This is a genomic window from Chitinophaga niastensis, assembly GCF_003014755.1.
GTDB classification, from domain to species: Bacteria; Bacteroidota; Bacteroidia; order Chitinophagales; family Chitinophagaceae; genus Chitinophaga; species Chitinophaga niastensis.
The window spans coordinates 502,288-517,116 of the sequence record NZ_PYAW01000002.1; the positions used below are offsets into that span (position 1 = coordinate 502,288).

Here is a 14,829-nt window from a genome sequence, read left to right on the forward strand (position 1 = left end):
AATAAACTGATGACATGGAAAAACTTACCCAGCAGGAAGAAGCTGCTATGTTGGCCATCTGGAAGGTGGGGAAAGGTTTTGTGAAAGACTTCCTGGAAGCGCATACAGCGCCGGCTCCACCATATACCACGCTGGCATCTACTATAAAAAATCTGGAGAAAAAAGGTTTTTTGGAAAGCCGTAAAGCAGGTAACGTATATGAATATACGCCACTGATAAAAGAAACTGCCTATAAGCAGAAATTCATGAACGGTTTTGTGAAAGACTATTTTGAAAACTCCTATAAAGAGTTAGTATCCTTCTTCGCTAAAGAAAAGAAGATCAGCCCCGATGAGCTGAAAGAAATCATCAAAATGATAGAACAAGGAAAATAAATTTAATCGTGGTTATGGTACCTGCTATCTTAATATATCTGTTAAAAGCAAATATCGCCCTGACGTTATTTTTTCTCGCTTATCGTTTTGGCTTACGCAGACTTACCTTTTATACACTGAACCGGACGTTTTTACTGGTTGGGATTGTTTTCTCCTCTTTGTTTCCGTTCATAGGTATTGATGCTTTTGTTAATAAGCATGAAACCCTTTCCGGTGGCGTAATGACATATGTACCTGATCTTAGTAACTGGCGGGCACCGGCACCTGTTTTCACGGTCTGGAATGTATTGGTGTATATCTTTTGGATAGGGGTATCGGTAATGGCTATACGTTTTTTTATACAGTTGTTTTCATTATGGAAGATACACAGGCAGTCCCAACGCGGCGAGGTGGCCAATATACGGGTACAACTCCTGCAACAGCCGGTGAATCCGTTCTCTTTCTTCAGACATATTTATATCAATCCTTCGCTGCACCAACCGGAAGAATTACCGGCTATCCTGCGCCATGAAATAGTACATGTGCAACAATGGCATAGTGTGGATGTGTTGCTGGGCGAGCTCAATAATATTTTTTACTGGTTTAACCCCGGGGCATGGCTCATGAAAACAGCTATCCGGGAAAACCTGGAATTCATTACAGACAGGTATCTGCTGCGTCAGGGTGTTGACAAAACAGCTTATCAGTACAATCTTATTAAAGTTAGTGGGATCCCATATGCGACGGCCATCGCAAACAATTTCAATTTCTCACATCTTAAAAACAGGATCATTATGATGAACAGTAAAAAGTCATCAGGCTATCAGCTGGTACGCTACCTCATATTGGGTGTACTGGTAGGTGGATTGGTTTTATCATTGAATTACAGCAAGGCTTCCACAGCGCTTCACTTCATACAACAGCGGGACACGGTTCCACAACCACCACCGCCTCCTCCGGCACCATTACCACCACCGCCACCACCTCCGCCGGGACACACTAAGCACCTGAAAGGTAAAGCTCCGGCTCCTCTTCCTGCTCCAACACCTCCTCCAGCACCTCCTCCAGCACCGGCACAAGCATTTGTGACGTCCTATACCACCAATGTTGATGCAGTAGTGACACCCGTTTTTGTGGTAGACGGACAAGTGATGGATAAGGAATCAATGGATGCGAACGTGTACCCTGATCAGATTGAAGCAATAAATGTAATGAAAGGCAACAGTGTAACAGATGATATGGTAGCCCAATATGGCAACAAGGCGAAGAACGGGGTAGTGTTTGTTCAATTAAAAGGAGGAGCAACCAATGGGTTTTCCGGTACCAGTAACTCTGGAAAAGGAAGTAGTACTAGTGTAGGAGGGGCTAAAACAGCATCTTTTTCTGGTGTTGCTACCAATGGCAATGGCAAAGTAAATAGTATTACCATAGTTGGGAATAAAAAGGAACCTTTTTCCGGGAAGGTATTCGTTGATGGGAAACTAATGGTCACGAAAGAAGCATTGAACATTTCGCCAGATAATATTGAATCCATTACCATATTGAAAGGGAACGCAATTACGCTTCCTGGTGGAGGTACTACAAAGGACAATGTGATGATGATTACTACTAAAAGTCCTGATGCGAAGAATAAGGATACTAAATTCCAAACAGCAACTTTACTATGTGATACGATTCATATCCAGCATGTCCGGTAAAATTTATTCCATATAAAACAAGAAGCCACGGTCCGCCACCGTGGCATTTTTGTTTTATATACAACATTATCAGGCTATAGCTGTTTATATATGGTTACCCATCCATCTGCAAAACAATTAGTATAATGGCTATACTTCTTCCTCCGGTAAACTCGCGTGATCATGTATCCGGGGTACCCAATGCTACCATAGAGCTGGTAGAATACGCCGATTTTCAGTGTCCTTACTGCCGCGAGGCCTTTTTTGTTGTAAAGCAGCTGCAGGAGCGTTTTGCCAACAGGCTTCGTTTTGTTTTCCGCAATTTTCCGCTGGCTGAAGCGCATGAATATGCGATGGATGCAGCAATGGCCGCTGAAGCAGCGGGCCGTCAGGATCGTTTCTGGGAAATGCATGACGCTATCTTTACCCGTCAGTCGGAATTAAATGATGCATTATTGCTGGGGCTGGCCGCTGATTTCCTTACTGACCTGAGTCAGTTTGCAGAAGACATGCAGGCACCTGACCTGGTTAGCAAGGTGGATGCTGATTTTGAAAGTGGGGTCCGCAGTGGCGTAAATGGCACACCCACGTTTTATCTTAACGGCAAGCGTTATAACGGCGACTATCGCGTACTATCCTCATTTATGGAGGATTGACCGTGCACAACGGAAGCCCAGATTAGATAAGCCGGATTCGGGTGTGGTCTTCATACGTGCAGATACCCGGTACCCACGGCAATATTCATCACTACACATATAGGAACCACCCCTGATCACTTTTTTAGCCGCTCCGGCATCTTCCGGATCAAAACCCTTTTCCGGACCGGCAGGATTCCTGACACCTTTTTCTCCCTCCATATAATAATTGGCATCATACCAATCTGCACACCATTCCCATACATTGCCAGACATATCATATAGCTGATAACCATTAGGGCTATACGATTTCACCGGCGCAGTACCATAAAAGCCATCTGTTTTAGTATTGTGGTAAGGGAAGTTGCCATTCCAGGTATTGGCTTTGGGTTTGCCGCTGTTCAGTGGTTCATCTCCCCATGGATATAATTTCCCGGAAAGGCCACCACGTGCTGCATATTCCCACTCTGCCTCTGTAGGGAGACGTTTACCCGCCCACGCTGCGTAAGCCTGCGCATCCAGCCAGGAAACCTGCGTAACGGGCTTGTTGCCATTGTTGGCTACAGCGCTATCCGGCCCATCCGGGTGCTTCCAGCTGGCACCGGGAACAAACCGCCACCATTGCGATACATCATTGAAAGGTACTGCGTGATCCGGTGGCGAAAACACCATCGCACCAGCAACCATCATGGCAGCCATTGCACTGCTATCCGGCTCCGGTGAGCCCGGCGGCATGCTGGCCATCAATTCTTCTTTGCTAACGGGCTTTTCAGCGGTGGTTACATATCCGGTAGCGGCCACAAAGTTGGCAAACTCCTGGTTCGTTACCTCATGTTCATCCATCCAGAAGCTGTCTACCTGCACATTATGTTTAGGATATTCATCCGCCATACCTGTTTCATCATCTGCTCCCATACTAAAAGAGCCACCGGGAATCAGCACCATCTTATTCAGTGTATCCGTTGCTGTTAGCACAGCCGGTTGTTTACCCGGCGTTTTGTTATTTCCGCCGCAGCTACTCAGGGTAACCACTCCCAGTAATATGCCTATATTTAAAATGGTTTTATACACCTTCATTGTCTTCATTTGTAAGTCTTCAAAAATAGTATTTTATAATGCATATCCTATTAACAACATAACGCTCATCCTGTTAATCATTCAAATCCTGGTAAAAATCCCGGTCAAAATCATAGTTAACAATTATATAATTACTTTTCCCCGAAAACTGTTGTAAACTGCACCCTTATTAGCAGGGTCCGGCATGGTATGCAGGCGCCCAATTTTACAGGTATTGCGTATGCAACAAGCTGCTATGCCCTTTACACGTGAAGATTTCGGGGATGATTTTCTGTGGGGTGTTACAATTTCTGCCTTTCAGAATGAAGGTGCCTCCGATTCGGATGGCAAAGGACCTTCTATTTGGGATACGTTCTCCGGACGTAAAGGAAAGATCAAAGATAAAAGCCACGCGCAGGTTGCCTGCGATTTTTACAACCGCTATACACAGGATATACTACTGGCCAAACTCCTGGGCTTTTCTGTGTTCCGTTTTTCCCTCTCCTGGTCACGTATTATGCCCAAGGGTACCGGTGCCGTAAATCAGGCCGGGCTTGACTATTACCACCGGGTAATTGATGCCTGCCTGGAATTAGGACTGGAACCCTATGTAACCTTGTATCATTGGGACTTACCGCAGGCGCTGGAACATAAGGGGGGCTGGAGTCACCGGGGAGTAATATTTGCTTTTGAAGAATTTGTACGCATATGTGCCCGCGAATATGGGAATAAGGTAAAGAACTGGATTGTATTAAATGAGCCCTTTGGCTTTACTGCACTGGGTTACATGCTGGGGGTGCATGCTCCTGGAAAGTTTGGGCTTTCTTATTTTTTACCGGCAGTACATCACGTTGTGCTGGCACAGGCAGAAGCCGGGCGTGTAATCAGGCATGAAGTGGCAGGGGCTAATATTGGTACTGCCTTGTCCTGTTCGCAGATTATTCCGTATTCCAACAGCGAATCCGATTTGCAGGCTGCCCGCCGTGCCGATGCATTGTTTAACCGGCTGTTCCTGGAACCTGCGTTGGGAATGGGTTATCCGGTACAGGATTTTCCGCTGCTCAAACGTATTGAACGCCGTTATGCCTTGTGGCGCGATTGGGACCGTCTTGCTTTTGACTTCGATTTTATTGGTGTACAGAATTATTTTCCGCTGGTAGTAAAGCACAATGCCTTTATGCCGATAGTGAAAATTTCGGAAGTGAAAGCTAAATCCAGGAATGTGCCGCTAACAGGCCTTGGATGGGAGATTAATGGCAACGGACTATACGAAATACTGAAACAATTTGCCGCTTATGATGGCGTAAAAAAACTGATCGTTACAGAAGGCGGTGCTGCCTTCCCGGATCTTCCCTCAGAAGATGGCCGCATCATTGACACTTCCCGCATTCAATATTTTCAGGAATACCTCGCAGCTGTACTCAAAGCCAAACAAACAGGCATTCCTGTAGAAGGTTATTTTGCCTGGACCCTTACCGATAACTTTGAATGGGCAGAAGGCTACCGTGCCCGGTTTGGACTGGTACATGTTAATTTTGAAACACAACAGCGAACAATCAAAGACTCTGGCTACTGGTTCCGCGAGTTATTGTCTTCTCAGGATTAGACTGATTATGCTGATTTTACTGATTTTATTTTTTGATTTTGATAGATTTAAAAAGATTAGCGGAGATTAAAGCGGGTATTATTCGCTCCAATCTCCGCTAATCTTTTTATAATCAAAAAAAATAAAATCAGTAAAATCAGCATAATCAGTCTAATCCTGAGAAAGACAGTCTTACTGCGACAAACGTTTTAAGAACCAGAGATCCCGCAAACTGAAATTAAATACCGCATTCACATAGGTTTCTTTTATTAATCCATTGCCATTTCCGCCGCGTTGTCCGCCTTCCAGGCCCAGGTAATACCGCAACTGCCCGTTCTTGCTGGGAAGGGATACGCCTAGTGTGCCGGAAATATCAGAGAGCTGGTTACCGGCAATCACCAGTGGTGATTTGTTATAGCTGAAACCTGCCTGTAATACAGCACCTTCAATCGTTTGATTATAGTATTTGCGTTTCAGCGTGTATTCAATACCGGTAGAGTAGCGCTCGCCGTCCTGGTACAGGTAATTGCTACCTTTTTCATTCAGGCTATTCCACAGTTGATGGCGATAATCCGCTACCCAGGTGATAGTGCCGTTGGTGAGGGTAAGTCCGGCGCCATATTCCGCTGGTAAGGTGAAGTAGGAAGGGTCCTGATCTTTAGTGTACAGCGATGTTTCATCCTGGTTCACAATATTTAGTTTTTCCTGCATTTTCAGCTTTGTCTGGAAGCGGTAAGTAGCACCCAGTCCCAATTGCCAGTCTTTGGATATTTTACCGGCGTATTGTGCACCTAATGTGAAATTAGGCTTAAAAGTATATTTGTTATGTTCTGTAAATAATGAATCAGAGCCTACAGATTGTGATGTTTTCAGCGGGCCGAAAAGAAAGGCAGTAGATACACCTACAGAAAAGTTTTTGCTGAGTGAAAAACCATTGGAAATATATGCCCTGTTAATTCCGCCGGTACCCGTAGTAGACGTAGTAACGGGGTTTCCTGTACCTGTAACAAATTGTTGGTTCAGTAACTTGTAATCCACTGTGCTGAAAGGCGTAATGCCTGCACTGATACCCCAGAAAGAAGCAGCTTTAAAGCCCAGTGCCAGCCGCTTGAAATTCACATCTCCGGCACTTTGTGAAATACCTCCGCCATTATAATTGATCTGTTGTGCCTTCAATGATATATCAAACATGAAGTTTTGTGTAGGGAGGGCACTGTAGGAGGCCGGGTTCAGCTCATTCAGGTAGCCGGAGTGGCGACGGCCAATGCCGGTGCTTCCCAGGCCGAAATTACGGCTGTAATCCCTTTCTTCCAGGTCACCTATGCCATAGGCGGAATAGACGGAATTAAGGCCGTGTTGTGCTTTTACGGCGGTACCGCACAACAGGAATAATATTAAGCCGGTATATAGTTTTATTCGCATGAGCATCCTTTATTTATACAACAGGTAGTATAACTGTATAGTAATTTTGTTCTTAGCATTTTTCTGATCACCTATTACCAGGCGATCCAGCGTTGTTTTACCATCAGTATTACTGGGAGTAAGCAGAAGACCACGTGAGTAATAGTCGGTAACAGTTTGTTGTTTGATGCAGTAGTTGGTGATGTCGTAAGTATAGTTGGTACGCGCATTATACAAGTTATCAACCGTCAGCTGTCCGTAGGAAAGTGTATCCGTTACGTTATTGTTGTTATCCAGTTCACATAAAGCCAGGCGCGCTGGTAAAGGGTTGTCGGTATATGTGCCACTGATGGGCTTTATAGTCATGTACACTTTCATGATCTTAAAAAACTGACCCAGAAAAGCCAGGTTCTTAATGTACGGGATATCGATGCGTGTAGCCGCTCCCGTTATAGGCTGCATAAAGGCCACATTACCGGAATTTTCAGTAGGCAATTCTTTCACAGTTCCTTTAAGCGTCTCTATCGGCGTACCGGTACGGTCTGCCAATACCCGGTTAAACTGTAAATTGGGTGCCTGCATTTTGAAATCCACATACTTTACAGTAGTAATGATTTCATTGGTATGATAATATAACCGCATCACAAGACTGGTATCCCGTGCAATAAAACCGGTAACAGCCGGGCTATTGGGGCCACCTCTTACATTTAATCCTTTAAAAAATTCGAGGAATGTATTGTTTGCTATAATATCCGGGCTTTTATCCCGCAGCATCGTAAACAGTTGATTGCCCAACACATCAGACATACTTACGGAAATCACCTTATCCGTTCTGGGACGTATAATGCCACTGAAATTCCCAATGGGAGTGCTTTCGGTAGAGAAGTTACTGTTGCTGTAGAGGTAATAAAAGTTTAATGCTGTTTGAATGGTAGAAGTTACCCGGTATACCTGGAACGACTGTGGCACGGTAGAATCACCGGACATATATCCGTTGGGATGCATGATCAGCGCCATGGAATCATACTTTGATCCAAAAGCAGGAATATCTATCGATGCAGGTTGAGCTATCTGAAAAAATGAACTGGCGGTAATCTTCCCAAACAGTGGATCCGTTTTACTTCCAGCCAGCAATACGCCTGCGTATGAAGTTGGCACAGAATCCCGTTGAATTGTTTTCATACGCACACTAAGCGTATCAGAAAGAATATAGTCGGTCTGATTATTCTCTACAATATTATTATAGGTAAAACCGGTCTTTTGACATGCTGTAAAAGCCGCAACCACTAGAAGGGCCGGGAGGTATTTGCGTACACCGCCACCTAAGCGCCTGAAAAATAAATGATACATGGTGTTGTTCATGGTGCGCAATTTTAGACAGGATCAATACTTTCAATTGGTTTAATATGCCAATAGCCAAAATTCATCGATGAAAAGCGGTATATGTTCTTTATGCTGCCAATCGTACAGGAACCCGTATTTGGGGCGAAAGATTACAACTGGTAGATGAAATAACGGTATCCGTCAGTTAAAATGGCGGGAATAGCTATTTCCTGTTTGACGGAATGCTCCTGCGGATAATTTTGGCTGCAGTAAAATGAACATGCTAATGCGATATTTAAAAGGTTATAGTTTATTATTGATGGCTTCTCTAGTAGCCTGTTCGAAGGGTTCTAACAGCCCAACCCTGGTTGGGGACTGGAATAGACTCAATCCAGCGCAGTTTGGGGGGGTAGCCAGAAGTTCAGCCGCTTCATTCGTGATTGATAATAAAGCCTATATTGGAACCGGGTACGATGGTACCAACAGGTTACAGGATTTCTGGATGTTTGATGTAGATAAAAATCAGTGGACACAAAAAGCACCTTTAACCGGTGCTGCCCGTAATGGCGCCGTAGGTATGGCTATGGCCGGCAAAGGTTATGTTGGTACTGGTTACGATGGGTTGAACAAACTGAACGACTTTTATCAATATGATCCTGTTGCCAATACATGGGTGCGCAAGGCAGATTTTGCTGGTAGTCCACGGTACGGATCGGTAAGCTTTGCTTTGAAAGATAAAGGCTATATCACCACAGGTTATGATGGTAACTGGTTAAATGACAACTGGCAATACGATCCTGCTACCAACGCATGGACACAGGCATCCAGCCTGAATAATGGAAAAAGAACGGATGCTTCTGCCTTCGTGATCGGTAACAAAGCATATGTATGTATGGGTACCGCCAATTCTACTTTCATCACCACTTTTTATTCATTTGATGGTGATACACAAAGCTGGACTACCCTGCGTCCTATCGACAATGTGTCTGATCAAAGCTACGACGATGCCTATAACTTCAAAGGCAGCGGAGCCGCATCTTTCGCTATGAGAGGTAAAGGTTATATTACTTCAGGTAGCAAAGGAAGTTTATCCAGTGCTACATGGGAATATACACCTGAAACAGACCTGTGGTTACAGAAAACAGATTTTAAAGGCGCTGCGCGTACCGGTGCAACCGGATTTACCGTAAAAGACCGTGGATTTGTAGTGCTGGGTGTTAGTTCAAGCCAGCCGTTTGATGATATGTTTGAATTTGATCCTACTGCAACGTATAATGCAAATGACTAAACGTAATATTATTATTCTTTCCGGTATTGTACTGATTGCACTTGCTTTTTTTGCAGTGCGTATCAAAAATAAAGCACCGGAAAAAAGTTCCACTACAATGATTGCCATTGCAGTGGAACCATTTGAAATCAATGGTGGGTGGGGATATAAAGTGAATATGGATGGACATACTTATATCTACCAGGATGTAATTCCAGGTGTACCCGGTAACCGTGTTTTTCAATCAAAAGAAAATGCACTGAGGGTGGGGAACGCTGTTATGGATAAACTCACACACCATAAAATTCCTGCTATATCACAGCAGGAATTGATTAACATGCAGATAGGGGAAGCGCGATAAAACATTGCGAATAGCGTAGTGCTATTTGGTGAGATATTCAGCGGAGATTTTCGCTTATATCATCTCACCAAATAGTACTGCGCCAATCGCAATTTTAACTGTATTTTAATCTCTGTTTCAATTTTAACAATCCCTTATACCCTGGTTAACAAACTTTAACACAAGGATAACCCTATCTGGTGTAAGTTTATCGCATCAAATAAAAGGATGCTAAATTTTAAACGGATTCTCAAAAATCGTCCCTTCCTCATTTCTCTTCACATGTTGGGATGGGCATGCTTTTTATTTTTCCCATTTTTCATTTACCGGATTCAGATTTTACATAAAGGGTTCTTCGTTAAAGAACTGATTGATAATCTATTTCTCATCGGTATTTTTTATCTGAATATTTATGTGCTGATCCCCCGTTTTTTTAACGGAAAAAAAATTGTGTTATACCTGTGTAGTGTTGCACTGCTCATCATCTTCATAACAGCGCAACAGGCAGCACTCGACTATTATTTCTTCAAAAATTATGCACCGCGGCCTGTTATGGCATTGCGCATGGATAAAAAATTTAACAATCCGGAAGTAACACAAGGTGGGTTTCTTCCGTTTCACCATCGTCGTCGTCACCGCATGTTCAGAATGGAAGAGGCAGAAGCGGTACCTGCATTTCCGGTGAGCGGTCCGGCAAGTATGCAGAGCGGGGATACTGTACGGGCAATTGCAGCCACACAACGGTTTACTGTGAATCCATTAATGGAAGAGGAAGGGCCAACCATCTGGGAATATTTGCTTTTCCCGGAAGTCCTGCGCCGATCGGGATTTTTTGCACTGCTCATGTTATTCATGAGCGGATTTATAAAAATTGCGCTGGAATGGTTTAAGAGTGAAAAACAACGGGAAGAGCTGAAAGTAGAGAAATTAAACGCGGAATTAAAATTTTTAAAGTCGCAGATTAATCCTCACTTCCTTTTTAACTGTCTGAATACTATTTATTCGCTGGCACATAAACAATCGGGACAAACGGAACATGCTATCCTGAAGCTCTCTACGATTATGCGCTACATGATTTATGAATCTAATGAGGCAAAAGTATTACTGACGCATGAGTTGAAATACCTGCAGGATTACATAGATATACAGCGCCTGCGTTTGCCTAATGATATTCACATTAACTATCAGGTAAACGGAGATGCAGAAAATTTACAGATAGAACCAATGCTGCTGGTACCTTTTGTAGAGAATGCTTTTAAACACGGGATCAGTTATGCCGAAGATTCCTTTATTGACATTGATATTACTATTGCTGAAAATATGGTCGGATTAAATGTTAAGAACAGCCACTTTAAAGAACGCGTTGCCGATAGAGGAGGAATAGGTCTGCAGAATGTATTAAAAAGACTGGAAATGCTTTATGCCAACGAGCATGAGATCGTTATCACGGAAACAGAGAACCAATTTATTGTTGATCTTAAAATAGTGCTGAAAAAATGATAAAGTGTATAGCAGTGGATGACGAGCCGCTGGCGCTGGAAATCATGGAAGACTATATCGGGAAAGTCCCCTTCCTGACACTTACCGGTAAGTTTGAAAACGCTGCCACAGCGTTGCGCTTTATCCAGGATGAGCCGGTAGACCTGGTTTTTCTGGACATCAAGATGCCCGATATTACTGGCATTCAGTTCCTTAAATCGCTGAAATACCCACCCCTGGTTGTTTTTACCACTGCCTACGGAGAGTACGCACTGGATGGATTTAACCTGGATGTGGTAGATTACCTGCTGAAACCGGTACCTTTTGAGCGTTTTCTGAAGGCCGCCGCTAAAGCCAGCGAAACACTGTCTGCTACCCAGCAGAAAAGTGCTAATGCCGGTAATGCCGCCCTTGCCGTAGATGCCACATGGGTAAATGACTACATCTTCATTAAAACAGAGTACAAGATCATTAAGATCAACCTGGAAGATATTCTTTTCATAGAAGCACTGAAAGACTATACGAAAATTTATACTCAAAACTTGCCTGTGCTCACTTTGCGCAGCCTCAAATCCTTCGAAACCCGCCTGCCGGCGGATAAGTTTATCCGCGTTCATCGCTCTTACCTGGTATCTCTCAACAAAATTAATTGTGTGGAGAAAAATACCGTGATGATCGCTAATCAATCTATTCCCATCAGCGATGGTTACAGGGATAGGTTCTATGATGTGATTAACAGGAATTCATAAATAAATTACGAATTGCGAATTACGAATTACGGCTTAACAGGTACATATACGCGAAAATGTTCGAATATATATACTTGTTAAGCCGTAATTCGTAATTCGCAATTCGTAATTTTTTCGGACATTTGCTTCTATTTTTAAACCACCACCACCATTAATTATTATTCTTTTATCAAAAACCACCAACATTGGAAAGAATATATTTTGACAATGCAGCCACCACAGCGCTGGACCCAGCGGTATTGGAAGCTATGCTGCCCTATATGACAGAAAAGTTTGGCAATCCTTCTTCTATTTACTCTTACGGTCGGGAATCAAGACTGGGTATCGAAAATGCACGTAAATCAGTAGCCAAAACACTGAACGCACATCCGGGAGAGATCTTCTTTACCTCCGGTGGCACAGAAAGCAGTAATACAGCCATTAATGCGGCTGTAAAGGACCTTGGATGCAAACATATCATTTCTTCCCCTATTGAGCACCATGCTACCCTGCACACAGTAGAATACCTGCATCACCACGATGGTATTGCACTTTCTTTTGTGAAAATACTGCCCAGCGGACATATTGATATGGATCACCTGCGTGAGTTGCTGACCAGTGCCAACGAGAAATGCCTGGTTACCCTCATGCATGCCAACAATGAAATTGGTAATCTGCTGGATATACAGGCAGTGGGCAATCTCTGTAAGGAATTTGATGCCATCTTCCACTCAGATACAGTACAAACTGTAGGACATTATCCGTTTGACCTGCGCAACACGCCTGTACACTTCATTACCGGTGCAGGACATAAATTCCATGGCCCTAAAGGCGTAGGAATCCTGTACATCAATGAAAATGTGAAAATAACGCCATTCATCCAGGGAGGCAGCCAGGAGCGCAATATGCGCGCCGGTACAGAAAACCTGTACGGTATCATTGGTTTTGCCAAAGCGCTGGAAATAGCTACTGCACAACATGAAGCGCATAGTACGTATATCAATGGCTTGCGTATGTATATGGCAGAACAGTTACAAAAGCATATTCCGGAAGTTGTTTTTAACGGAGATCTTTATGGTCGCAGTCTGTACACCGTATTGAACGTGGCTTTCCCTAAATCAGAGAAAAGTGAGATGATCCTGTTTAACATGGATATCAACGGTATCTGTGCTTCCGGTGGTAGTGCCTGTACATCCGGTGCTAGTGCGGGTTCTCACGTAATACGCGCCATCAATAGCAATCCTAACCTGATTGCGGTGCGCTTCTCCTTCTCTAAAAATAATACCAAAGAAGAAGTAGATAAAGCAGTAGAGAAATTAAAGGAACTGATATAAGAAGTTTTTAGCGGTTAGCTTTTAGCTTTTAGTAAAAAATGCAGCGAAGATGGAAGTATAGTACTTCTTTTCTTCGCTGCATTTTTTACTAAAAGCTAAAAGCTAAAAGCTAAAAGCTAACCGCTAAAAGCTAGTGCATAAATTCTTTAATATCCTGCATGATCCTTTTGGCAATATTGTCTGCTGTAGTTTCATTCTGACTTTCAGCATAAATGCGGATAATAGGCTCTGTATTGGATGTACGCAGATGTACCCAATCCTTGTCGAATTCTATTTTCAGACCGTCTTCTGTATTCAAAGGCTGATTTTTGTATTTGCCTTTAATTTTTTCGAAGATAGTTTTTACATCCACACCTTTATCCAGTTCTATTTTATTTTTGGAGATGAAATAGTCGGGATAGCTGTTACGTAAGGCTTTGATACTTTTTTTGCTGTGTGCCAGGTGGCTCAGGAAAAGACCAATACCAATAAGTGCATCACGACCATAGTGCAGGTCAGGAACAATGATACCGCCATTGCCTTCGCCGCCAATCACTGCATTGGTATCTTTCATCTTTTTAACCACATTCACTTCGCCAACAGCGGAAGGAGCGTACTGGCCGCCATGTTTCAGCGTTACATCTTTTAATGCCTGCGTAGATGACATGTTGGAAACGGTGTTACCTTTCCTTTTGCTTAATACGTAGTCTGCTACCGCTACCAGGGTGTATTCTTCGCCAAACATGCTGCCATCTTCGCAAACAAAGCAAAGACGATCTACATCCGGATCTACAGCAATACCCAGGTCGGCATTGGATTTATTCACCTCGTTGGAGAGGGCAGTGAGATTTTCTGCTAATGGCTCAGGATTATGGCTGAATTTACCATTCACTTCACCAAACAGTACTTCTACCTCTTCCACGCCCAGCGCTTTCAACAATGGGGGTACGAAAATAGCGCCGGTAGAATTTACCACATCTACAACTACTTTGAAATTACGCTCTCTGATAGCAGCCACATCCACCAATGGATAGTTCACTACCAGGTCTATGTGTTTCTGCAGATAGGAATCATCAACAGTGTAGGTGCCTAATTTAGTCACATCTGCAAAATTGAAATCCTCGCGTTCAGCGATGTCCAGCAGGATAGCGCCATCTTCGCCGGAAATAAATTCGCCTTTACTGTTCAACAGTTTCAGCGCATTCCATTCTTTCGGATTATGGCTGGCAGTAAGGATAATACCACCTGCAGCATTTTCCATGGTAACCGCCAACTCTACAGTAGGGGTGGTAGAAAGACCAAGGTCTACTACATCAATACCCAATCCGTTAAGAGTGGATACCACCAGGTTTTTTACCATTTCGCCGGAAATACGACCATCACGGCCGATTACCACCTTACGGTTTTCTGTTTGTTGGGTGAGCCAGGTGCCGTATGCCGCTGTGAATTTTACCACATCTAATGGAGAAAGTCCCTCACCGGGCTTACCGCCTATGGTTCCGCGTATACCGGATATTGATTTGATCAGTGCCACGAGATTCAATTTTTAAGGAAGGCAAATATAAAAAAATCCATCTCAGAATTCCTAATTATGAAAAGATGACTAATAGAGGAGATCGGGATTCCTCATAGCCTCCCTATTTTTCAATTTTCCCCATTCACTTTTCCCTATA

13 protein-coding genes are annotated in these 14,829 nt (G+C 43.5%); 9 read left to right on the forward strand and 4 right to left on the reverse strand.

What is annotated here, in order from left to right; genetic code table 11:
• Positions 1 to 14: 14 nt before the first annotated feature.
• From CLV51_RS10660 to CLV51_RS10670, 3 genes are all read left to right on the forward strand, one after another.
• Positions 15 to 374 (forward strand): BlaI/MecI/CopY family transcriptional regulator, encoded by a 360-nt coding sequence (locus tag CLV51_RS10660; protein WP_106528017.1) that lies wholly within the window; start codon positions 15 to 17, stop codon positions 372 to 374.
• A 14-nt stretch (positions 375 to 388) separates the two neighbouring features.
• Positions 389 to 2,050 (forward strand): M56 family metallopeptidase, encoded by a 1,662-nt coding sequence (locus tag CLV51_RS29785; protein ID WP_146151266.1) that lies wholly within the window; start codon positions 389 to 391, stop codon positions 2,048 to 2,050.
• 125 nt (positions 2,051 to 2,175) lie between these two features.
• Positions 2,176 to 2,685: a DsbA family protein gene (locus tag CLV51_RS10670; protein ID WP_106528018.1), complete on the forward strand. Its 510-nt coding sequence runs from the start codon at positions 2,176 to 2,178 to the stop codon at positions 2,683 to 2,685.
• Here the strand turns inward: CLV51_RS10670 and CLV51_RS10675 are convergent.
• Positions 2,668 to 3,741, reverse strand: a complete 1,074-nt coding sequence (locus CLV51_RS10675; RefSeq protein WP_106528019.1) for a formylglycine-generating enzyme family protein — start codon at positions 3,739 to 3,741, stop codon at positions 2,668 to 2,670. The genes CLV51_RS10670 and CLV51_RS10675 overlap by 18 nt on opposite strands.
• A 220-nt stretch (positions 3,742 to 3,961) precedes the next feature.
• On the opposite strand from CLV51_RS10675, the gene CLV51_RS10680 reads away from it, so the two are divergent.
• Positions 3,962 to 5,326, forward strand: coding sequence for a GH1 family beta-glucosidase (locus tag CLV51_RS10680; protein ID WP_106528798.1), 1,365 nt, complete (start codon positions 3,962 to 3,964; stop codon positions 5,324 to 5,326).
• A gap of 171 nt (positions 5,327 to 5,497) precedes the next feature.
• Here CLV51_RS10680 and bamG read toward each other — a convergent pair whose 3' ends face one another.
• Both bamG and CLV51_RS10690 read right to left on the reverse strand, forming a co-directional pair.
• Entirely contained in the window at positions 5,498 to 6,727 is a 1,230-nt protein-coding gene (gene bamG, locus CLV51_RS10685; protein ID WP_106528020.1) for a BamG family beta-barrel-assembly machinery protein, read from the reverse strand.
• A 9-nt stretch (positions 6,728 to 6,736) separates the two neighbouring features.
• A complete protein-coding gene (locus tag CLV51_RS10690) occupies positions 6,737 to 8,068 on the reverse strand; it encodes a DUF4270 family protein (RefSeq protein WP_106528021.1) in 1,332 nt (443 codons plus the stop codon).
• Between the two features lie 247 nt (positions 8,069 to 8,315).
• Between CLV51_RS10690 and CLV51_RS10695 the strand changes: the two genes are divergently transcribed.
• The 5 genes from CLV51_RS10695 (at position 8,316) to CLV51_RS10715 (ending at position 13,177) form a co-directional block, all read left to right on the forward strand.
• Positions 8,316 to 9,317: a Kelch repeat-containing protein gene (locus tag CLV51_RS10695; RefSeq protein WP_158266971.1), complete on the forward strand. Its 1,002-nt coding sequence runs from the start codon at positions 8,316 to 8,318 to the stop codon at positions 9,315 to 9,317.
• The gene (locus CLV51_RS10700) at positions 9,310 to 9,657 is read left to right on the forward strand and encodes a DUF4907 domain-containing protein (RefSeq protein WP_158266972.1); all 348 of its coding nucleotides are present in this window, start codon (positions 9,310 to 9,312) and stop codon (positions 9,655 to 9,657) included. Before CLV51_RS10695 ends, CLV51_RS10700 begins: the two co-directional genes overlap by 8 nt.
• 429 nt (positions 9,658 to 10,086) lie before the next feature.
• Positions 10,087 to 11,136: a sensor histidine kinase gene (locus CLV51_RS10705; protein ID WP_158266973.1), complete on the forward strand. Its 1,050-nt coding sequence runs from the start codon at positions 10,087 to 10,089 to the stop codon at positions 11,134 to 11,136.
• Complete coding sequence (locus CLV51_RS10710) at positions 11,133 to 11,864, forward strand: LytR/AlgR family response regulator transcription factor (RefSeq protein ID WP_106528025.1); 732 nt, start codon at positions 11,133 to 11,135, stop codon at positions 11,862 to 11,864. Before CLV51_RS10705 ends, CLV51_RS10710 begins: the two co-directional genes overlap by 4 nt.
• Before the next feature lie 185 nt (positions 11,865 to 12,049).
• The gene (locus tag CLV51_RS10715; RefSeq protein WP_106528026.1) at positions 12,050 to 13,177 is read left to right on the forward strand and encodes a cysteine desulfurase family protein; all 1,128 of its coding nucleotides are present in this window, start codon (positions 12,050 to 12,052) and stop codon (positions 13,175 to 13,177) included.
• A gap of 130 nt (positions 13,178 to 13,307) precedes the next feature.
• On the opposite strand, the gene glmM is transcribed toward CLV51_RS10715, so the two are convergent.
• Complete coding sequence (gene glmM, locus CLV51_RS10720) at positions 13,308 to 14,690, reverse strand: phosphoglucosamine mutase (RefSeq protein WP_106528027.1); 1,383 nt, start codon at positions 14,688 to 14,690, stop codon at positions 13,308 to 13,310.
• Positions 14,691 to 14,829 lie beyond the last annotated feature (139 nt).

Bases quoted from the DNA above. Each gene is read 5' to 3' on its own strand.
- CLV51_RS10660 (WP_106528017.1), top strand. From the start codon at position 15: ATGGAAAAACTTACCCAGCAGGAAGAAGCTGCTATGTTGGCCATCTGG.
- CLV51_RS29785 (WP_146151266.1), top strand. From the start codon at position 389: ATGGTACCTGCTATCTTAATATATCTGTTAAAAGCAAATATCGCCCTG.
- CLV51_RS10670 (WP_106528018.1), top strand. From the start codon at position 2,176: ATGGCTATACTTCTTCCTCCGGTAAACTCGCGTGATCATGTATCCGGG.
- CLV51_RS10675 (WP_106528019.1), bottom strand. From the start codon at position 3,741: ATGAAGGTGTATAAAACCATTTTAAATATAGGCATATTACTGGGAGTG.
- CLV51_RS10680 (WP_106528798.1), top strand. From the start codon at position 3,962: ATGCAACAAGCTGCTATGCCCTTTACACGTGAAGATTTCGGGGATGAT.
- bamG (WP_106528020.1), bottom strand. From the start codon at position 6,727: ATGCGAATAAAACTATATACCGGCTTAATATTATTCCTGTTGTGCGGT.
- CLV51_RS10690 (WP_106528021.1), bottom strand. From the start codon at position 8,068: ATGAACAACACCATGTATCATTTATTTTTCAGGCGCTTAGGTGGCGGT.
- CLV51_RS10695 (WP_158266971.1), top strand. From the start codon at position 8,316: ATGCGATATTTAAAAGGTTATAGTTTATTATTGATGGCTTCTCTAGTA.
- CLV51_RS10700 (WP_158266972.1), top strand. From the start codon at position 9,310: ATGACTAAACGTAATATTATTATTCTTTCCGGTATTGTACTGATTGCA.
- CLV51_RS10710 (WP_106528025.1), top strand. From the start codon at position 11,133: ATGATAAAGTGTATAGCAGTGGATGACGAGCCGCTGGCGCTGGAAATC.